The following is a 19,917-nucleotide window of genomic DNA, read 5'->3' as shown; positions in this document are numbered from 1 at the left end:
GTGTTCGAATCTATGGCGGGGTCACCCCGCGTGACGGGAGCCGCCCAGTGATTGCATCGGTGACCGGTGAGGTGCGCTTCGTGGGTGCCACCCAGGCGGTGGTCGAAGTCTCGGGATTCGGGATCGAGGTCCAGGCCAGCCCGCATACCCTGGCGGGTCTGCGCACGGGATCCACGGTGCACCTTCACACTGCCTACATTGCCCGCAAGGACGAGGCCCCCTTGCTGTTCGGCTTCGCAGGGGCGGACGAGAAGGAAGTCTTCACCGTGATGCTCGGTGTCTCCGGCGTGGGACCGCGCACCGCTTTGGCCGCGGTCTCCGTGCTCGGACCGGACGAGACCCGGCGCGCCATTGCCACCGGAGACGACAAGGCCTTCACCGCCGTGCCGGGAATCGGCCCCAAATCCGCCCGTCGCATCGTGCTGGAACTGGCCGACAAGCTCGTGCTTCCGGAACCCAAGGAGAGTCCGGCCGCGCAGCCGCAGATGCAGGTGTGGCGCGAACAGGTCATGGACGCGCTCACGGGTCTGGGATGGAGCGAAAAGGACGCCACCCGTGGCATCGACGACGCCCTGGAGACTCAACCGGAGCTTGCGGATTCCGGCAACGTGGCAGAGGTCCTGCGCGCCGTGTTGTCCTGGCTGGGTACGGCCAAGGGCACGAGTCACGCGCGTAGCCGAGGACGGTCCTGATGGCATTCGAAGAACGCGGTTCTGTGCAGGGGGAGCAACGACTGGTCGGCGCCGAGGGCGATCTGGACGATCAGCAGCTCGAAGCGAGTCTGCGCCCGGGTACCCTCGACGATTTCGTGGGGCAGAAGCGGGTGCGTGCTCAGCTCTCACTCGTCCTGGAAGCCTCCAAACTGCGCGGACGCACCGCGGACCACGTGCTGCTTTCGGGCCCTCCCGGCCTGGGTAAGACCACGCTGGCCATGATCATTGCCCAGGAACTTGACGTACCCCTGCGGATCTCGTCCGGTCCTGCGATTCAACACGCCGGTGACCTGGCGGCCATTCTGTCCTCGTTGACCCATGGTGAAGTGCTGTTCCTGGACGAGATCCACCGCATGTCCCGCCCGGCCGAGGAAATGCTCTACATGGCCATGGAGGACTTCCGCGTGGACATCGTGGTCGGCAAGGGTGCCGGTGCCACGTCCATCCCGCTGGACCTACCTCCCTTCACCCTGGTGGGTGCCACCACGCGCGCGGGCCTGTTGCCCGGACCGCTGCGTGATCGCTTCGGCTTCACCGGCCACCTGGAGTTCTACTCGGTTCCCGAGCTCGAACTCGTCCTGCGCCGATCGGCAGGTCTGTTGGACCTGAACATGACCTCTGAGGGGTTCTACGAAGTGGCCTCACGTTCGCGCGGTACTCCACGAATTGCCAACCGACTGTTGCGACGCGTCCGGGACTGGGCCCTGGTGCACGGGGTGCACAGGATCGATGCCCGCACCGCCGGCGCTGCGCTGGACATGTACGAAGTGGACGTCAGGGGACTGGACCGACTGGACCGCAATGTCCTCTCCGCCCTGGTCACCAAGTTCAACGGGGGCCCGGTTGGGCTTTCCACCTTGGCCATTGCCGTGGGCGAGGAAACCGAGACGGTCGAGACGGTCGCCGAACCATTCCTCGTGCGCGAGGGATTGTTGGGACGCACCCCTCGCGGTCGCATTGCCATGGCCGCGGCGTGGGAGCACCTGGGGCTCAACGTGCCCGATCACGCGGCCTTCAAGGACCCCGCACTGCGGACCGCGTTGGCCACGGATCCGCCCGAAGAAGAGCAGCCCACGGCATTTTGAGCGGGTGCCCCGGGGAGCAAGGCCACAGGGGTCCCCGGCCGTGCCCGGCCAGGAACGGCCAAGTCAATCCGACGTACGCCACGGTGCCGTTATGGCCCCGGCGTCGCTGTTCAGCGCGTGGCCAGCTACATCCCCTACACTTGAGCGGATCCCTGTGATGACTCCCGCGTGCACTCGTGGCCGCGCTGGTCACCGCAGACGTCAGCATCGTCTACAGAACGGAACTCCGTGATTCTCTCCGCCCAACTTCTTGCACAGGCCCAGCAGTCAGGCGGCGGCGGAACCGCATGGTTCTTGCCCGTCATGCTCGTGGTCATGGTGTTGCTGCTGTGGCTGCCCATGCGCCGCCAGAAGAAGGCCCAGGCTCAGATCAAAGCCAAGCAGGCGACCATGGAGCCCGGTACCCGCGTCATGACGAGCTTCGGTCTCTACGGAACCGTCCTGTCGATCGACCGTGATGAGAACAAGGCCGTGCTGGAAGTGGCTCCGGGAACTTCGGTCACCGTGCACACTCAGACCGTGACGACCATCCTCGATGAACCCACCACCGAGAACGCCGCCCAGAATGCGGCTATTGCTCAAGACGGTGCAGTGGATGGAGAGGGCTCCACGGCTGCAGGTGGTGCACGGGAATCCATCGGTGACCGCGAGCACGATCTGCCCGGTGACAATGTCCCCGGTGACACGGCAACCGGTGAGAACCTGTCGGGTGATGATTCCTCGCGCGGAACCTGGCGTGACAACCGCCGCGATAACGACACCAACTAAAGAAGTGCATGAGACACGGGCCGAGAGCATCGGCCCGTTTCTCATGACCTGACCCGGTGCGGCGAGTTGGCTGGCCGCGCTCACCGTGCGTTGTTGAAGGACAGACATGGCATCAGACAAGGACACCTCGGGCCGTTCGGGCGCCGATGAGTCGAAAACATCCCCCTCGAAAGCGGCGTCCCGTGCGCCTCGTACGGTGCGCTCGGGATCCCAGGCGGCCGTGAGCACGGCCAAGCGCGGACTCGTGGCACTCGCCGTGCTGACCATCGCCCTGGCGGGCATCCTGATTTACGGTGTCACCACCGATCGGACCGGGTGGGATCCCAAGCTGGCCTTGGATCTAGAGGGCGGCACGCAAATGGTGCTGTCCCCGGAGCTCCAGGAGGCCCAGGACGGTCAGGAGATCACGCAGGAACAGCTGGACCAGGCTGTGGAGATCATCCGCCAGCGCGTGGACGGTACCGGTGTCTCGGAGGCCGAGATCAGCACCCAGTCGGGTTCGAACATCGTGGTGTCCATGCCCGGTGTTCCTTCCTCCGAGACCCGTGATCTGATTCAGACTTCGGCGCAGATGGCGTTCCGCCCCGTGATCACCACCGCTGAGGGCACACCCACGCCCGAGGAACAACGCACCCCGGTCGAAGATATTCCGGAACCGGATGCAGAGCCCACCGACTCCTCGGATCCAAACTGGGTCACCCCGGAACTTGTCAAGGAGTTCGAGTCCCTGGACTGCGCCGCGCAGCGACCCCAGGAAGAGCGCAAGGCACAGGACCCCGAGAAGGCCGTCGTGGCCTGCGATCCGGCCAACAACGCCAAGTACATCCTGGGCCCGCTCGAGATCCCCGGTACGGACATCGACGACGCCTCCTACGGAATGGCGAACAATCAGCAGGGCATGTCCACGGGGCAATACGCCGTGAACCTGCAGTTCAACTCAGAGGGAACCGAGACGTTCAAGGAACTCTCCGAGCGCCTGTACCAGATCGGTCAGGCACAGCAGGGCGACCCCCGGTCCCAGTTCGCCATCCTCCTGGATGGCACCGTGATTTCGGCGCCCTCCATGAACGCCGTGATCAACGACGGCAGCGCCCAGATCACCGGTTCCTTCACGGAGGAGGACGCGCGCTTCCTCTCCGAGCAGCTCAAGTACGGTGCCCTTCCCGTGAGCTTCAGCATCGAGTCCGAGCAGCAGATCTCTGCGACTCTCGGTAGCAACCAGCTGCGCATGGGCATCATCGCGGGCCTGGTGGGGCTGGCGCTGGTGTGTGTGTACTCGATGTTCCAGTACCGCTGGCTGGGTCTGGTGACCATCTCGTCCCTGTTGGTGGCGGGCCTGATCACCTACTTCGCTATCACCCTGCTGGGGTGGAGCGCCAACTATCGCCTGTCACTGGCCGGTGTGGCCGGTCTGATCGTGGCCATCGGCCAGACCGCCGACTCGTTCATCGTGTACTTCGAACGCATCAGGGACGAGATCCGCGCGGGCAGAAGCATCCCCGCCGCGGTGGATCACGGCTGGAAACGCGCGCGGCAAACTGTGCTCGCCGCCAAGGCCGTGAACCTCCTTGCGGCAGTCGTGCTGTACTTCGTGGCCGTGGGCAACGTGCGAGGATTCGCATTCACCCTGGGCCTGACGGCGATCGCCGACTTGCTCGTGGTCTTCCTGTTCACCCACCCGGTCATGGTGCTGCTGACTCGCACCAAGTACTTCGGCGGGGGTGCCAAGAACTCGGGTCTCGATCCCGAAGCGCTCGACGCCGTGCCGTTCTACCGCGGCGCGGGACGCGTTCGTAGCCCCGAGGACAGCGACGGACTCACGATCGCCGAGCGGCGTCGTCGTCAGAAGGCCGCCGAAACCCCGGGCGACGGCGCCGCGGACGGAGCAGACGTATCCGGCGGTTCCAGCGCGGTGGACCAGACCGAACAGACCGAGGGGAGCACCCGATGAGCAACCGACTCGCACGCTTCGGTAACGACCTGCACAGCGGTCGTAAGTCCTACCCGTTCGTTGAGAAGCGCCGGTTGTGGCTCTCTTTGACCGTGGCACTCGTAGTGCTGTCCCTGCTGATCCCGGTGGTCAAGGGCGGCTTCAATCTGGGCATTGATTTCACGGGCGGCTCGGAATTCACGGTGTCCGGTATCGAGAACACGGATGTCCAGACCGGCGAGCAGGCCGTGGCGGAATCCTCTGACGCCAGCGGCGTGACCGTGACCAACATTGCGCCCGGCACGGTGCGCGTGCAGACCGAACAGCTCGACGACGACCAGACTCTGGCCGTCAAGGACTCCCTGCAAGAGGCGTACGGCGCCTCGGACGACCAGGTGACCTCGAACTTCGTGGGCCCCACATGGGGGCAGGGAGTGACCCAACAGGCCCTGTGGGGGCTGTTGATCTTCGTCCTGCTGGCCACGGTGCTCATGGCGCTCTACTTCCGCACGTGGAAAATGTCCGTGTCGGCGGTTGCCGCGATGATGGCCACGATCGTGATCACCGCCGGCGTGTATTCGCTGGTTGATTTCGAGGTCACCCCGTCCGCCGTGATCGGCTTCCTGACCGTGCTGTCCTACTCGCTGTACGACTCCGTGGTGGTCTTCGACAAGGTGCGTGAGAACACCAAGGGGTTGTTGAGCGGCGCGGCACCGGAAGAGCGGGCCAAACGGACGTTCTCGGAACAGATCAACCTGGCGGTCAACCAGACCTTGGTCCGTTCGATCAACACCTCCATCGTGGGAATCCTGCCCGTGGGTGCCATTCTGTTCATCGGTGCCTATCTGCTCGGCGCGGGAACGCTGAAGGACCTGTCGTTGTCGCTGTTCGTGGGCATCATCGTGGGTACGATCGCCACCATGTTCGTGGCCGCGCCCCTGTACTCCTGGCTGCGCGGACTCGAACCGGCCGTGCGTGACCAGGAACGCAAGGTTCTGGACGCCCGCCAGACCGACGGCGCTCCGGTGACCGCGGATCCGGTCCAGGCCGGGCCGCGCGAATAACGCGCCGCACCTCCGTTACACTCGCCCCCGTACCGTAAGGTGCGGGGGCGTGCTATTAGACTTGGCTACTTAGCGCACCGGGCGCAGAGATCCCGTCCCGGCCAGCGGTGATCCGTGAGGAGGCTGTGGACCCATGACGACAGAGTCAGACGCTCAGAGTGCAAAGAATTCCGTGCCGCCCAACCCACAGGACCCCCCGGCGCTGCCTGCCAATTCGAGAATCGAGACAGCGGGAACCCATTTTGTGTTGCCCGCCTCCCGTCCGGTCTTCGGACGCGCGGTGTTCCCCGGTCGCAGCGAACGCACCCGCTCGACACTGTCCGTGCTCTCCGGTGAATCGGTGCCCCGATCGCCCGTTCTGGTGCCACTGTTACGCACGGTGAGTGCGACGCACCCTGACGAAGATCTGGACGTCCTGCAACGCGCTTTTGCCGTAGCGGACTCGTACCACGAAGGGCAGAAGCGCAAGTCCGGTGACCCCTACATCACCCACCCGGTGGCCGTGACCACGATTCTCGCGGAGCTGGGCATGACCGGCGCCACCCTTGTCGCTGGGCTCCTGCACGACACCGTGGAGGACACCGACTACTCGCTCGAACAGCTCACTAAGGACTTCGGTGAAGAGGTCGCCACGCTCGTGGACGGAGTGACCAAACTCGACAAGATCCACTACGGCGAGAACGCCCAGGCAGAGACGGTTCGCAAGATGATCGTGGCCATGGCCAAGGACATTCGTGTGCTGGTCATCAAGTTGGCCGACCGGCTGCACAACGCACGCACGTGGCGGTTCGTCTCATCCTCGTCGTCGTCCAAGAAGGCCCGCGAAACCCTTGAGATTTTCGCCCCGTTGGCCCACCGACTGGGTATGAACACCATCAAATGGGAACTCGAGGATCTCTCCTTCTCCGCGCTGTACCCCAAGGTCTACGACGAGATCGTTCGCATGGTGGGGGAGCGCACGCCGGAGCGCGAACGCAACCTAGCCACGATCCGCGGTCTGATCGCGGCGGAGCTGGACAAGTCCGGCATCGACGCCACGATCACCGGTCGGCCCAAGCACTATTACTCGATTTACCAGAAGATGATCGTGCGGGGTAAGGATTTCGACGAGATCCATGATCTGCAAGCCGCGCGCGTGCTCGTGAACTCGGTGCGTGAGTGCTATGCCGCCCTCGGTGTGCTGCACGCGAAGTGGAGCCCGTTGCCGGGCCGCTTCAAGGACTACATCGCGATGCCCAAGTTCAACATGTACCAGTCGCTGCACACCACGGTGATCGGTCCCAACGGGCGGCCGGTGGAGATCCAGATCCGCACCCACGAGATGCACCACCGTGCCGAGTACGGTGTGGCCGCTCACTGGAAGTACAAGAACCAGGTCAACCAGGCCAATTCCGCCACACCCAAGGCCAAGGAAGGCGAGCTCAACTGGCTCAGCTCGTTGGTCTCGTGGCAGGAAGAAGCCAAGGACTCCTCGGACTTCTTGGATTCGTTGCGGTACCAGATCAACACGGCCGAGGTGTACGTCTTTACGCCCAAGGGTGAGGTCATGGCGCTGCCCACCGGGTCCACCCCGGTGGACTTCGCCTACGCCGTGCACACTGAGGTGGGTAACCACACGATCGGCGCCCGGGTCAACGGCAAATTGGTGCCGCTGTCCTCCAAACTCCAGCACGGTGATCGTGTGGAGATCCTGACGTCCAAGTCCGAGTCGGCATCGCCGTCGCAGGACTGGCTCAAGTTCGTGGGTTCGCCGCGGGCGCGCACCAAGATCCGCCAGTGGCATTCGAAGGAACGCCGCGAGGAAGCCATTGAGCGCGGGAAGGACCTGCTCACCAAGGCGCTGCGCAAGCACCACTTGCCGCTGCAGCGCACGGTGACGCACGAGTCTCTCGTATCGGTCGCACAGGACTTCAACCGGTCTGACGTCGCCGCGCTGTACGAGGCGCTCGGAAACGACGCGGTCAACGCTCAGCAGGTCGTCGAGAAGCTCATCGAGCACCACGGTGGCGCGGAGGGCACCGAGGAGGACTTCGCCGAGACCACCAAGGTCACCGCTCCGGCCCGGGCCACGGTGTCCGATTCGGGTGTGGTGGTCCAGGGCATGTCGGACGTGTACGTGAAACTGGCACGTTGCTGCACCCCGGTTCCGCCGGACGAGATCGTGGGCTTCGTGACCCGTGGTGCCGGCATTTCCGTGCACCGCAAGGACTGCAACAACATGAAGTCCCTGCTGTCCTCAGATGATCCGCGGGTCAAGGAAGTCAGTTGGGCGCCCACGCAGTCCTCGCTGTTCCTCGTGGAGATCCAGGTGGAGGCCCTCGACCGACACTCCCTGTTGCTCGATGTGACCCGCGTACTGTCCGAGAACCACGTGAATATCCTGTCCGCGCAGGTGCACACCTCGCGGTCACGATTGGCGATCTCCCGTTTCGCCTTCGAAATGGGAGACACCCGCTACCTGGACCACGTGCTTAACCAGGTCCGCCGGATCGATGGCGTGTACGACGTCTACCGCACCTCGGGTCAACGTCCGGTGGCTTCGTAACCGCGTTCCACGGCTCGGCCCACTTTCCGCACCCTGGCCAGAGCCTGGCGGCGGCCCGGTTTCTTGCCGACGGCCTCGAGTGCGGCCAGGACCAATTCGGGTGGGCAGTGCAGGTGCGGGGAGGCCATGAGCCAGTGCAGGGCCCCGGTGCCCTCGGAACCGGGCACGTGAAGCGCCACATCAACCGCGGTGCGCAGCGGACTGGTCACCGCCAGATCCTCGTGAACGACCCGGTCGAAGGGATTGAACGCGGTCTGATGCAGGCTGAACCCGCGGGGGAGTGTCGTGGTGGTTCGCGCGTCCTTGGCGACGAGGATGGGCAGGGGTTCAGGTACTTCCGCGCAATCGTAGAACCATGCGGCGCCGAGCCGTCCGAGCACCCCGCGACGTTGCAAATGGGCGGGAATCACCGCGCGTAGGACATGCAACTTGCTGACTCGAGTGAGCGCAGTTCCCACGGGTACGTGGGCGTCGAGCAGGATTCGGTTGAGAATCCCGTCCGAAACCATCGCGGAGAGCTCAGGACCGCTGAACGGGTGCCCGGGTCGCAAGACCGGTGTCAGCTTCGCACCGCTTCGGGGCGGTAGCGAGTGAACGGAGTCGGTGGGTTGCGGCTGCGGCGGTGTCATGACCCCATCTGAACCGATGCCGGCGGGAAAGAAAACGGGGACCGCCCCGGTTGTGGACAACCGGAACGGTCCCCGTTCGCTGTGCAGTGCGCTCAGCTCACATCAGTTCAACTCTGAAGCCGAAGCCTGCAGCGTGGCCAACCACTGCTCGCTCGTGGCCAGATCCTTCTCGAGGGTGGCGGCCTTCTTCTCGTTGCCGGAGGCACGGGCGGCCTCGATGGCGGTCTTCTGATCCGCAATCTTGTTCTCGAGCTGAGTCAACATGGAGTTGGAGCGTGCCTTGGTCTCGGGATCCGTGCGGCGCCACTGGTCGTCCTCGGCCTTCTTGACGGCGTCCTCGACGGCGCGCAGTTCGTTCTCCACGCGACGCATGTGGGCACGCGGGACCTTACCGGCTTCCTCCCAACGAGCCTGTACGGCTGCGAGCTCTTTCTTCGCCTGATCCAAATTCTTGACGGGAAGGATCTTCTTGGCCTCTGCGAGCAGCTCCTCCTTGACCACCAGGTTCGCCTCGAACTCCTGATCGATCTGTTCATTGGCGGCCTTGCGGGCGTCGAAGAACACATCCTGGGCCGCGCGGAACCGCGACCACAGGGCGTCGTCGTCCTTGCGGGACGCCCGGGGCGAGGCCTTCCAACGATCCATGAGGTCGCGGTACTTGGAGGCGGTGGGGCCCCAATCTGTCGAATTCGACAGGGACTCGGCCTCAGCGATCAGCGCTTCCTTGGCCCGCTTGGCCTTGGCGTTGGTCTCGTCCAGCTTGGAGAAGAACGCCTTGCGGTGCCGGTCGAACGTTGTGCGGGCCTTGCGGAAGCGCTTCCACAGGGATTCCTCATCAGACTTGGACAGCCGCACGCCCGAACGCTGGTGCGCCTTCCACTGATCGAAGAGTTCGCCCATGCGCTCCGACGAGTGCTTCCACTGGGTCTTCTCAGGGTCCTGACCGGCAACCTTTTCCGCGGCCTCCACGATGGCCGTGCGGTGAGCCAGCTGCTCGGCCTTGGCCTTCTGCTGCTCTTCCTTTTCACGGGTCTCGGCCTCGCCAATGGCGACATCTAGGGCATCGAGTCGCGTGGAAAGTCCGGCCAGATCGCCCACCATTCCGCGGGCGGCGACCTGCTCACGCACGTGTTCCACCGTTTTGCGCATGTCCGTGGTCGGAGCCTTGGCCGCGAGACGCTGCTCGAGCAGGTCAACCTGGGCCTCGGCATCGTCGAACTTGCGCGCGAAGTAGGCGATCGCCTCGTCCTCGGTCGCGTTCGGGAACTGGCCGCACTCGTGTTCCTCACCGTCCACGGTCACGTACACAGTGCCGTTCTCGTCCGCGCGGCCGTGCTGCTTGGCACGCGCCACGGATTCCGGAGTGGCCAGGGCGGGCTTGGCCGCTTCCTGGGCCGGCGCGGTCTGGGTCGGCGCTGACTGGGCCGGCTGAGCGGGAGCGACCACGGGTGCCGACGGCGCCGGGCCGGCAGGCGCGGGCACGGCACCCTCGGTGGCCTGGGGGACGACGTTCGCGGGCGTTGCAGGGGTGGCGGGTTTCGACGGCGCTGCAGCGGGCGGCGTCGGCGTGGGTGCTGCGGCCGGGGCAGCAGGCTTGGCAGGTTTCGCCGGGGGAGTTGGCACGGGGGCCGACTCGGGGGTCTGGGGCCGGTCGTCGGATTCAGGACGTTCTGTCACCGCTATAACTCTCTCTCCACGTCCACGACCGCGCTACGAGCCCCACAAAAGCGGGCATTCGTCACACGACGCGTGGAATCGGTCATCGATACGGCCATCCTATCGACCGCGGCGTCCTAGAATGGCAGCACACACCACGACGCCGCTCGGGGCCTTTCTATGACCAGGTCCAGGATCGCGCGCCGGGACCCCGCATTCGCACCAAGGAGAACTCACCCATGGCCCGCACCACCTCCCTGTCCGGTTTCCCCGAATGGCTTCCGGAAGAGCGGATCGTGGAGCAACACGTCCTGGACGAACTGCGGCGCACCTTTGAGCTCCACGGCTTCTCGTCCATCGAGACCCGTGCCGTAGAGACGGTCGAACAATTGCTGCGCAAGGGCGAGATCGACAAAGAGGTCTACGGCGTGTCCCGGCTGCAGCAGGACGAGGACGAGAAGTCGCCCAAGGAGGGCGCGCTCGCACTGCACTTCGACCTCACGGTTCCGTTCGCCCGCTACGTGGTGGAGAACAACGGCTACCTGACGTTCCCGTTCCGCCGTTACCAGATCCAGAAGGTGTGGCGCGGTGAGCGTCCGCAGGAGGGTCGCGCCCGCGAGTTCACCCAGGCCGATATCGACGTGGTGGGTGACGGCACCCTGGCCTTCCGCTACGACGTGGAACTGGCCCTGGTCATGATCGAAGCACTGTCACGGCTGCCCATCCCGCCGTTCGTGCTGCGCGTGAACAACCGCAAGCTCGCCGAGGGGTTCTACCGCGGCATCGGCCTGGACGACGCCCCCGCCGTGCTGCGCGAGATCGACAAGCTCGAGAAGATCGGCCGTGACGCCGTGATCGCCAATCTGCAGGCGAACGTGGGAGCAACCGCCGAGCAGGCGGCGTCGGCCCTGGATCTTGCGAGCATCCGCACCGAGGACACGTCCTTCGTGAAGCAGGTGCGCGCACTGGGCGTGAGCAACGACCTGCTCGAGGAGGGCTTGACCGAGCTCGCGGAGGTCGTGGGCGAGGCCGCCCGTCGCGCTCCCGGCAAGGTCAACGCGGACCTCTCCATCGCCCGAGGCCTCGATTACTACACCGGCACCGTGTACGAAACCGTGCTCGTGGGCCACGAACAACTGGGCTCGGTGTGCTCGGGCGGGCGCTACGAATCTCTGGCGACCACGGGCAAGAAGAACTTCCCGGGTGTGGGTCTCTCCATCGGCGTGACCCGCCTGGTCACCCGCATTCTGTCCCAGAACATGGCCAAGGCCTCGCGCGCCGTGCCCTCCGCCGTGCTCGTGGCCCTCAACGACGACGAGTCCTGGTCCGCCGCCCAGGACGTGGCCGGGCAACTGCGTGCCCGTGGCATCGCGACCGAAGTGGCGGCGTCGCCCCAGAAGTTCGGCAAGCAGATCCGCTACGCCGAACGCCGCGGCATTCCGTTCGTGTGGTTCTCGACCGTTCAGGAGGACGGCACCGTGACCCACGAGGTCAAGGACATCCGCTCCGGCGAGCAGGTCACCGCGGATCCCACGGCTTGGCAGCCCCCGCACGAGGACCTGCACCCCACGGTCGAGGCGCCCGAGACCGCCTGAGACTTGTAGACTTTCAACCAGACTGACCTGGCCACCGAGCCGCGCCCAGCCCACCGGCTGGCGAACGCACCGGTCGAGCCAACACCCCAGACATGAAAAGGTGGATATTTCTTGCTGCGAACGCACGAACTCGGATCATTGAGCGCCCAGAACATCGGCGAAACGGTCACGCTGGCCGGTTGGGTCGACCGCCGTCGTGACCACGGTGGCGTGGCGTTCGTGGATCTGCGCGACGCTTCCGGTGTGGCACAGATCGTGGTGCGCGACGAAGCAGAGTTCCACCAGCTCCGCAACGAATTCGTCCTACAGGTCACCGGCAAGGTCGAGCGCCGCCCCGAGGGCAACGAGAACCCCAACCTGCCTTCCGGTGAGGTCGAGGTCATGGTCGACGAACTGACCGTGCTCAACACCTCCGCCGCGCTGCCCTTCCAGATCGACGAGCACGTGGAGGTCGGTGAGGAAGCGCGCCTCAAGTACCGCTACCTGGACCTGCGCCGCCCCGAGCCCGCCCGCATCATGCGCTTGCGCTCCGAGGTCAACCGCGTGGCCCGCAACCTGCTTCACGACCAGGGTTTCCTGGAGGTCGAGACCCCCACGCTGACCCGTTCCACCCCCGAGGGTGCCCGTGACTTCGTGGTTCCGGCCCGTCTCTCGCCGGGCTCGTGGTACGCGCTGCCGCAGTCCCCGCAGTTGTTCAAGCAGCTGCTGCAGGTGGGCGGCATCGAAAAATACTTCCAGATCGCCCGCTGCTACCGCGACGAGGACTTCCGCGCGGACCGCCAGCCCGAGTTCACCCAGCTGGACGTCGAGGCTTCCTTCGTGGAAGAGGACGACATCATCGCCCTGGGTGAGTCGATCGTGAAGGCCCTGTGGTCGCTGATCGACGTGGACATCCCCACGCCCATCCAGCGCATGACCTACGCGCAGGCCATGGCCGACTACGGCACGGACAAGCCGGACCTGCGCTTCGATCTCAAGCTCACCGACCTGACCGAGTACTTCAAGGACACCCCGTTCCGCGTCTTCCAGGCTCCCTACGTGGGTGCCGTGGTCATGCCCGGTGGTGCCTCCCAGCCGCGCCGCCAGCTCGATGCCTGGCAGGAATGGGCCAAGCAGCGCGGCGCACGGGGCCTGGCGTACATGCTGTTCAAGGAAGATGGCGAGATCACCGGTCCCGTGGCCAAGAACATCTCCGACGAGGAGAAGGCCGGACTGGCCGAGGCCGTGGGTGCCAAGGAAGGCGACTGCGTCTTCTTCGCCGCCGGCGAGGCCAAGCCCTCCCGCGCACTGCTCGGTGCCGCGCGTGTCGAGATCGGTCACCGCACCGGCCTGATCGACGACGAGGCCTGGGCCTTCGTCTGGATCGTGGACGCCCCGCTGTTCGAACCCGCCGCTGACGCCGTGGAATCCGGTGACGTGGCCGTGGGCTCCGGCGCCTGGACCGCGGTGCACCACGCGTTCACCTCGCCCAAGCCCGAGTTCCTCGATACCTTCGACACCAACCCCGGTGACGCCCTGGCCTACGCGTACGACATCGTGTGCAACGGCAACGAGATCGGTGGCGGTTCCATCCGTATCCACCGCCGCGACGTGCAGGACCGCGTGTTCCGCGTGATGGGTTTGTCGCAGGAAGAGGCCCAGGAGAAGTTCGGCTTCCTGCTGGACGCCTTCCAGTTCGGCGCGCCCCCGCACGGTGGAATCGCTTTCGGCTGGGACCGCGTGGTGGCCCTGCTGGCCGGCACCGATTCCATTCGCGACGTCATTGCGTTCCCCAAGACCGGTAACGGCTACGACCCGCTGACCGCCGCTCCCGCGCCCATCACCGCGCAGCAGCGCAAGGAAGCCGGCGTGGACGCCAAGCCCGAGCCCAAGGGCCAGAAGGCCGATAAGGCTGCGGACAAGGCCGAGACCGATCAGGCTCAGGCCGGCGTAAAGGACGATTCCAAGTAGCACGCACGCGTCACAGTAACTTTGCCGGCCGGGGTTTGATTGCCCTGGCCGGCATTGTGCTGTCCGCCTTCTCCTTACGGCTCGCCGTGTCAGGGGTGTCACCCGTGCTGGATCGAGTGCGCGAGGACGTTGCCTTGGACGCGGCCTCCACCGGTTTGCTGGCCATGCTGCCGACCCTCGGCTTCGCTCTCACAGGTTTCTTGACTGCGGCCGCCATGCGTCGGATCAGCTTGGAGGCGTTATTGGCGATTGCCAGCGCACTCGCGGCCGCGGGGCTGATTGCCCGCGCGGCCAGTTCCTCGTCCGGTCCCTTTCTGGCCTTCTCACTGTTGATTATGATTGGGCTGGGCATCGGCAACGTGACCCTGCCACCCATCATCAAGAAGTACTTCCGCGAGCACATTGCCCCGCTCACCGCGATCTATTCGATGCTCCTGGGGCTGTCCACCGCGGCCGCCCCGTTCTTCGCGGTGCCCCTCGCCGACGCCGCCGGGTGGCGTTTCTCGGTCGGGTCCTGGGCGGTTTTCTCGCTGGCAGCTTTGATCCCGTGGTTGCTCATGTGGGTGAGCGTGCGTCGGGAGGGTGCGCGAGCGGCGTCGTCGGTCGCGCCGGATCCGGCACAGGCCACGGTGAGGCCGTGGCGATCGCCGATCGGCTGGGGGCTGGTGCTGCTGTTCGTGGGAACCTCGTCCAACACGTTTTCAATGTTCACCTGGTTGCCGCGCGTGATCACGAGCTACGGATTCTCCGAGCATCAGGCTGGGCTCATGCTCGCCTATTACGCAATTTTGGGGATTCCAGTGAGCCTGGTGGTGCCGCTGTTGGTGCGTCGCCTTTCCCGGACCACCGGTCTGGGGCTCACGGCCGTGGCTCTGTACGCGCTGGGCTACCTGGGGCTGTTGTTGTGGCCGACCACGCAATGGGGGCCGCTGGATGCCGTGTGGGTGTGGATCACGATCTTCGGACTGGCGCAGGCCTCCTTCCCGCTGGCCCTGACGCTCATCAACGCGCGCACGCGCAGCACGGCCGGGGCGGGTGCACTGTCGGGATTCGGCCAGGGCGTGGGATACCTGGCCGGGTGCGTGGGACCGCTGATCTTCGGTCTGCTGTTCACATGGGGTGGCTCATGGTGGACCTCGTTCAGTTACCTGTGGCTCATGCTGATCGCCTTGACCGCGGGTGTGCTGCTGACCGGGCGCCGTCGTTTTCTGGAGGATGGCGTGGCGACCGACCGCACGGTGCAGGAGTAGGCTCGAGAACACGCTCACCGCGCGAATCACCTCCGGGGAGGTTGCCGTGTGCAGACTGTTCGGGCTCCACACCGGAGCGCAGCCGCAAACCTGCTCGTTCTGGCTGTTGAACGCCTCCGATTCACTGTCCGAGCAGAGTCGACGGCAGCCCGACGGCGCCGGGATCGGCACCTTCGATCCGAACGGCAAGCCGCATCTCGTCAGATCAGCACTCGCCGCCTACCTCGATCCCGAATTTGCGATAGCCGCGCAGGCCCTGACCGGTACGAGCTTTGTGGCCCACGTGAGATTCGCGACCGAGGGCGAGCTGAGCGTAGCCAACACGCACCCGTTCGAACAGGAAGGGCGTATGTTCGCGCACAACGGGGTGATTCGGTCTCTCAATGTGCTGGATCGGGAGCTGGCCCGGCGTGACGCGACCTCTTTGGTTCTTGGCACCACCGACAGCGAGCGCTACTTCGCGCTGCTGACCTCATATTTGCGGGAATTCTCGGGCGATGTTGTTCAGGCGCTCCGTGCATGTCTGACGTGGTTGGCGCAGAACGTGTCGCTGTACTGCCTGAATTGTGTCCTGGCGACACCGCAGGAGGTGTGGGCGGTGCGTTACCCGGACACGAATCCGCTGTGGTACCTCAGCGGGCCCGCCGGAACGGGTTCACACCCGGCGCCGACGGGTCAGTCACCAGTACGTTTCACCTCAAGGTACTGGGCCGTGGCCGGTCTGGATCCCACGATCAATACGGTCACCGTAGTGGCCAGCGAACGCATGACGGACGATGCTCAATGGGCGATGATCTCACCGGGTTGGGCGCTGCACGCTGGTCCGGGTGACGCCTTCCAGCTGCTCGACCTGGGCTTGGGCCGGCCGCGGCGCCAGATCGGTCACGACGAGCTCGGTCACGCGGCAACGGCGCAGGGTGCAGATTGAGGCCGAGGACATCGCTCTCGCGTGTCGCGCCGCGCTCTCGCGAGAGGGGTCCTACTGATGCCAGGATGTGGCACGACTCCGCATCCATGCTGGTCTACCGGGTGTGATGAACTGAGCCCATGAGGATTGTGTTGCAAACGGTGTCCAAGGCGTCCGTCACGGTTGAGGGTTCGGTGACCGGGGAGATCACCGGACCTGGACTGCTGGCACTGGTGGGTGTGACTCACGAGGACACCCCGGAGACCGCTAAGAAACTCGCTGAGAAAATCGCGACGCTCCGGATCCTTCCGGGGGAGAAGTCGTGTGTGGACCTGTCCGCACCCGTGCTGGCCGTCAGCCAGTTCACCCTGTACGCGGATGTGCGGAAGGGACGGCGGCCTTCGTGGTCAGCGGCGGCGCCCGGGGACGTCAGCGAGCCGATCTTCGATCAGTTCGTGGAATCCTTGCGTGGGGCCGGTTTGGACGTTGGCACCGGTGTCTTCGGCGCTCATATGCAGGTCGAGCTGATCAATGACGGGCCCGTCACCATCATCGTCGACTCCGACGAGCTGGACCGCCCGCGGAGGCAGTGAACCCTGAGCCTTCACGCATGCCTCTGAAGGAGCGGGCGTGTGGCGCAGTCTCAGGTGAGGAAAATGAAGCTTGGCGGCCCCGGGGGAGGGAAAAGCGTAAAAGTAGCCGCGGATGTGCACGTTCCTCACCCCAGGCCGTACCGCTGCAGTTTCCTCACATGACACTTCTACCTTCCGTACGGATGCATGTCGGAACCTCCCGTTAGGGTCGGTGCTGTGAGCAATCCGCTGTTTGACCTGCCCGACCCGGACGAGCCCGACCGGGAAGACGATCCTGCGCCAACCCGTGGCCGTGGTCGAGCGCCTTTGGCCGTGCGGATGCGCCCGCGCACGCTGGACGAAGTGGTTGGACAGAAACATCTTTTGCGTGCCGGATCACCGTTGCGCGTATTGGCCGGAACTGATGCGGGTCCGGCCGGTCCGAACTCCATCATCTTGTGGGGACCGCCGGGAACCGGAAAAACCACCATCGCGCACGTCATTGCGCGCGGCCACGGGACCAAGTTCGTGGAACTGTCGGCGATCACAGCAGGCGTCAAGGACGTCCGCCGAGTCATGGACGAAGCGCTCACCGACCGCGATCTGCACGGGCGCAGCACCGTGCTGTTCCTGGACGAGATCCATCGTTTCACCAAGGCCCAGCAGGACGCGCTGCTTCCCGGAGTCGAGAACGGCTGGGTCATTCTGGTGGCCGCGACTACGGAGAATCCGTCCTTCTCGGTGATCTCACCGCTGTTGTCCCGCTCGTTGATGCTCACCTTGCAGCCACTTGAACGCTCCGACATCCACGAACTGCTCGATCGCGCCGTGACCGACCGGCGCGGCCTCAACGGTGAGGTCACACTCGACGACGACGCCAGGAACCACCTGCTCGACATGGCCGGCGGTGACGCTCGCAAGGCACTGACATCGTTGGACGCCTCCGCGGGAGTGGCCTTCTCTCACACCCGAAATGCCGCAGCTGCCGAAGGGGAGTCCGATGGCGGTGGGGCGCCCCTCGACAGCGGGGACGCCAAGGAAGGCGCGGTGACCAACGAAGACTCGGGACCGAGCGCCGTCGGCCCCGTGACCATCACCCTGGAGCACGCGGAGGAAGCGCTCAATCGCGCTGCCGTGCGGTACGACAAGCAGGGCGATCAGCACTATGACGTGATCAGCGCGTTCATCAAATCCATCCGTGGCTCAGATGTGGATGCTGCCATGCACTACCTGGCGCGCATGATCGAAGCGGGGGAGGACCCACGATTCATCGCCCGGCGACTGATCATTTCTGCTTCCGAGGACATCGGCATGGCGGACCCGACAGCGCTGCAAACCGCGGTCGCAGCGGCACAAGCGGTGCAGCTGATCGGCATGCCCGAAGGGCGTATCCCGCTGGCTCAGGCGGTCACGCATTTGGCTACATCGCCCAAGTCCAATGCCTCATACATGGCCATCAATGAGGCCATCGCGGATGTTCGCGCGGGCAAGGCCGGGCCGGTTCCGATGCATCTCAGGGACGGCCACTACAAGGGTGCGGCCACCCTGGGACACGGGGACGGCTACCTGTACGCCCACGACCAGCCCAATGCCGTGGCCTCGCAGCAGTACCCGCCGGACGAGCTGGTGGGCCGAGACTACTACCGGCCCACGCCGTACGGTCACGAGAAACAACTTGCACACCGAGTAGAGATCCTGCGCGGCATGGTCCGTGATGAATAGCCTTCAACTTCAGATGAATACAGAGAATCCTTGAGCACAGGGAAGAAGCGGTAGGCACTTGAAGGCCCAGCTTAAAAGGCTGGTAATTGTCGATTTTATATGCACAATTAATTTATGACTCGCATGAATCAAGAGATCCTTCGCCCCATTGTGGTGGGTGCTTACGCGGCCATTCCATCGGATCAGAAGAACCAGGAAATGTTTTATGACCTGCTCGCACGACATGGAAAGGCCACGGCACTAGAGATTCCGTTCCGGGACGGATTTGTGGACCCAATTGAATGGTTGGCCCGGCAGATGAAAAGGCGCTTCACCCGATCAGTCATCACGCTCATACCCGGCACCATGGAGAGGGTAGGCGCCAGTGGTGTTTTCGGCCTAGCATCTCCCGACGAAAATGCGCGCCGCGCCGCAATGGACTACACCCGTGCGGCCCGGCAATGCGCCGAGGAACTCAATCAGCTGACGGGTGAGAAGTCAGTGGAGGTCATCCACGTCCATTAAGCTCCGTCCATGAAAGCGGATCCAGCGCAACTTGGGCGATCACTTGAGATGCTCTTATCGGAGCAGCCCAACACTTACGAATGGTCGACTCGACTGGTTTTGGAACACTGTGACGCCTATGATCCAACAATCAAAGGTGAAAAGCGGTTTCTTTCCCTGGGCGATGAAATTCCCGTTGCCGCGTCATTGGGGATGGGCGTGACAATTAACTGGGGACGATCTGCGGTTGAAGCTCAAAATTCTGATCGTCCGGTGGAACATGTCCGACAATTGGTATCGGAAGGAATTCTTGAGGGATTGATGTTCTCCGGCGCGGGTCGAGAGAGTAATGGTTACGGGGCCCCGTGGGCCGATGCGCATTTGCCCCTCACGGGTGACGAACCCACGTCTCTCATGGATGAGTCGGCGGTCGAGCAGTGTCTGGAAGCTGCCGGTGGCGCGTGCACCTATACGGGGGCAAAAGTGCAAGTGCCAACCGGCAGCTCGATCCAGCGTCGTGTGGACATCATCCGGAACGTGACTCGTTTACTGGAGTCTTGACCGGTGGGCCACCGCGAAATGGGAGTCCAGTGCGTGTCAGCCGTCCGTACTGCGTGAGCTCGTGAGCCACGTCAACGGAAGCACACTCAGAAAGAGCCCCTGCCACTCCCGCTCCCACAAGACGGCCAATCGGCCGTCGGGAAGCTGGGCCATTGACTGATACACATGGTGGCGGGGATTCAGCACCCGGTTGTGCGCCCACGTGGTGCCGTCATCGAAGGACATTCTGAGGACTCCGCGGCCCCGAAACGGCAGCATCTGGGACGCATTGGCGAAGACGACTGCCTCCCGGCCGTCGTATGAGACCCGGATCGCATTTGGTTGCGAAAAAATTTCGGCTATTTGAGCGACGTAATCCGGCCCTTCACAGATGAGCATGGGTAGGGGTCTTGCGCCACGGCCGGTGTCCGCCGGCGGCGAGCAGGGCGCGTAGGCGGTAGTTGTCGAAGTTCCGGAAGCCGCGGGCGACTCGGCGCATCGTCTCGAT

General features: G+C 64.5%; 15 protein-coding genes and 1 pseudogene. 13 read left to right on the top strand and 3 right to left on the bottom strand.

The features are described 5' to 3' along the window. The first annotated feature begins 47 nt into the window (after positions 1-47). The 6 genes from ruvA (at position 48) to EWV37_RS11115 (ending at position 8,105) form a co-directional block, all read left to right on the top strand. Positions 48-692 (top strand): Holliday junction branch migration protein RuvA, encoded by a 645-nt coding sequence (gene ruvA / locus EWV37_RS11140; protein ID WP_095798047.1) that lies wholly within the window; start codon positions 48-50, stop codon positions 690-692. Further along, entirely contained in the window at positions 692-1,798 is a 1,107-nt protein-coding gene (ruvB, locus tag EWV37_RS11135) for a Holliday junction branch migration DNA helicase RuvB (protein WP_095798046.1), read from the top strand. Before ruvA ends, ruvB begins: the two co-directional genes overlap by 1 nt. A gap of 228 nt (positions 1,799-2,026) precedes the next feature. Next, positions 2,027-2,566: a preprotein translocase subunit YajC gene (locus EWV37_RS11130; RefSeq protein WP_238663222.1), complete on the top strand. Its 540-nt coding sequence runs from the start codon at positions 2,027-2,029 to the stop codon at positions 2,564-2,566. A 106-nt stretch (positions 2,567-2,672) separates the two neighbouring features. Next, positions 2,673-4,517 (top strand): protein translocase subunit SecD, encoded by a 1,845-nt coding sequence (gene secD / locus EWV37_RS11125; protein WP_129701628.1) that lies wholly within the window; start codon positions 2,673-2,675, stop codon positions 4,515-4,517. Beyond that, a complete protein-coding gene (gene secF / locus EWV37_RS11120) occupies positions 4,514-5,560 on the top strand; it encodes a protein translocase subunit SecF (protein ID WP_129701626.1) in 1,047 nt (348 codons plus the stop codon). The genes secD and secF overlap by 4 nt, the downstream gene beginning before the upstream one ends. A 133-nt stretch (positions 5,561-5,693) precedes the next feature. Beyond that, complete coding sequence (locus EWV37_RS11115) at positions 5,694-8,105, top strand: RelA/SpoT family protein (protein WP_095798043.1); 2,412 nt, start codon at positions 5,694-5,696, stop codon at positions 8,103-8,105. Here EWV37_RS11115 and EWV37_RS11110 read toward each other — a convergent pair. Both EWV37_RS11110 and EWV37_RS11105 read right to left on the bottom strand, forming a co-directional pair. After that, positions 8,084-8,734, bottom strand: coding sequence for a hypothetical protein (locus tag EWV37_RS11110; RefSeq protein WP_129701624.1), 651 nt, complete (start codon positions 8,732-8,734; stop codon positions 8,084-8,086). The genes EWV37_RS11115 and EWV37_RS11110 overlap by 22 nt on opposite strands. Before the next feature lie 102 nt (positions 8,735-8,836). Further along, positions 8,837-10,411 (bottom strand): DUF349 domain-containing protein, encoded by a 1,575-nt coding sequence (locus EWV37_RS11105; protein ID WP_315276627.1) that lies wholly within the window; start codon positions 10,409-10,411, stop codon positions 8,837-8,839. A 218-nt stretch (positions 10,412-10,629) separates the two neighbouring features. On the opposite strand from EWV37_RS11105, the gene hisS reads away from it, so the two are divergent. From hisS to EWV37_RS15710, 7 genes and pseudogenes are all read left to right on the top strand, one after another. Next, entirely contained in the window at positions 10,630-11,985 is a 1,356-nt protein-coding gene (hisS, locus tag EWV37_RS11100) for a histidine--tRNA ligase (RefSeq protein WP_129701622.1), read from the top strand. Between the two features lie 111 nt (positions 11,986-12,096). Beyond that, positions 12,097-13,935 (top strand): aspartate--tRNA ligase, encoded by a 1,839-nt coding sequence (gene aspS / locus EWV37_RS11095; RefSeq protein ID WP_129701621.1) that lies wholly within the window; start codon positions 12,097-12,099, stop codon positions 13,933-13,935. A 56-nt stretch (positions 13,936-13,991) separates the two neighbouring features. Next, positions 13,992-15,185, top strand: coding sequence for an MFS transporter (locus EWV37_RS11090; RefSeq protein WP_274543006.1), 1,194 nt, complete (start codon positions 13,992-13,994; stop codon positions 15,183-15,185). Between the two features lie 46 nt (positions 15,186-15,231). Beyond that, positions 15,232-16,113, top strand: a complete 882-nt coding sequence (locus EWV37_RS11085; RefSeq protein WP_165189402.1) for a class II glutamine amidotransferase — start codon at positions 15,232-15,234, stop codon at positions 16,111-16,113. 119 nt (positions 16,114-16,232) lie between these two features. Further along, entirely contained in the window at positions 16,233-16,685 is a 453-nt protein-coding gene (gene dtd, locus EWV37_RS11080) for a D-aminoacyl-tRNA deacylase (protein ID WP_129701617.1), read from the top strand. 216 nt (positions 16,686-16,901) lie between these two features. Next, on the top strand, positions 16,902-18,386 hold the full coding sequence (locus EWV37_RS11075; protein WP_380097148.1) for a replication-associated recombination protein A: 1,485 nt from the start codon (positions 16,902-16,904) through the stop codon (positions 18,384-18,386). A 114-nt stretch (positions 18,387-18,500) separates the two neighbouring features. Next, positions 18,501-19,430, top strand: a pseudogene (locus EWV37_RS15710) (DUF4862 family protein). A 36-nt stretch (positions 19,431-19,466) separates the two neighbouring features. Here EWV37_RS15710 and EWV37_RS15595 read toward each other — a convergent pair. Then, complete coding sequence (locus EWV37_RS15595; protein ID WP_202976211.1) at positions 19,467-19,655, bottom strand: sialidase family protein; 189 nt, start codon at positions 19,653-19,655, stop codon at positions 19,467-19,469. Positions 19,656-19,917: the final 262 nt, after the last annotated feature.

The sequence above is a fragment of the Kocuria carniphila genome, from assembly GCF_004136555.1.
In the GTDB taxonomy this organism is placed as follows: domain Bacteria; phylum Actinomycetota; class Actinomycetes; order Actinomycetales; family Micrococcaceae; genus Kocuria; species Kocuria carniphila.
This window is presented reverse-complemented; position numbering and strand designations above follow the sequence as displayed.

What these genes read in the sequence shown, in the direction of transcription:
- dtd (WP_129701617.1), top strand. Translation starts at nt 16,233, where the DNA reads ATGAGGATTGTGTTGCAAACGGTGTCCAAGGCGTCCGTCACGGTTGAG.
- EWV37_RS11110 (WP_129701624.1), bottom strand. Translation starts at nt 8,734, where the DNA reads ATGACACCGCCGCAGCCGCAACCCACCGACTCCGTTCACTCGCTACCG.
- secF (WP_129701626.1), top strand. Translation starts at nt 4,514, where the DNA reads ATGAGCAACCGACTCGCACGCTTCGGTAACGACCTGCACAGCGGTCGT.
- EWV37_RS15595 (WP_202976211.1), bottom strand. Translation starts at nt 19,655, where the DNA reads ATGTCCTTCGATGACGGCACCACGTGGGCGCACAACCGGGTGCTGAAT.
- EWV37_RS11115 (WP_095798043.1), top strand. Translation starts at nt 5,694, where the DNA reads ATGACGACAGAGTCAGACGCTCAGAGTGCAAAGAATTCCGTGCCGCCC.
- secD (WP_129701628.1), top strand. Translation starts at nt 2,673, where the DNA reads ATGGCATCAGACAAGGACACCTCGGGCCGTTCGGGCGCCGATGAGTCG.
- hisS (WP_129701622.1), top strand. Translation starts at nt 10,630, where the DNA reads ATGGCCCGCACCACCTCCCTGTCCGGTTTCCCCGAATGGCTTCCGGAA.
- ruvB (WP_095798046.1), top strand. Translation starts at nt 692, where the DNA reads ATGGCATTCGAAGAACGCGGTTCTGTGCAGGGGGAGCAACGACTGGTC.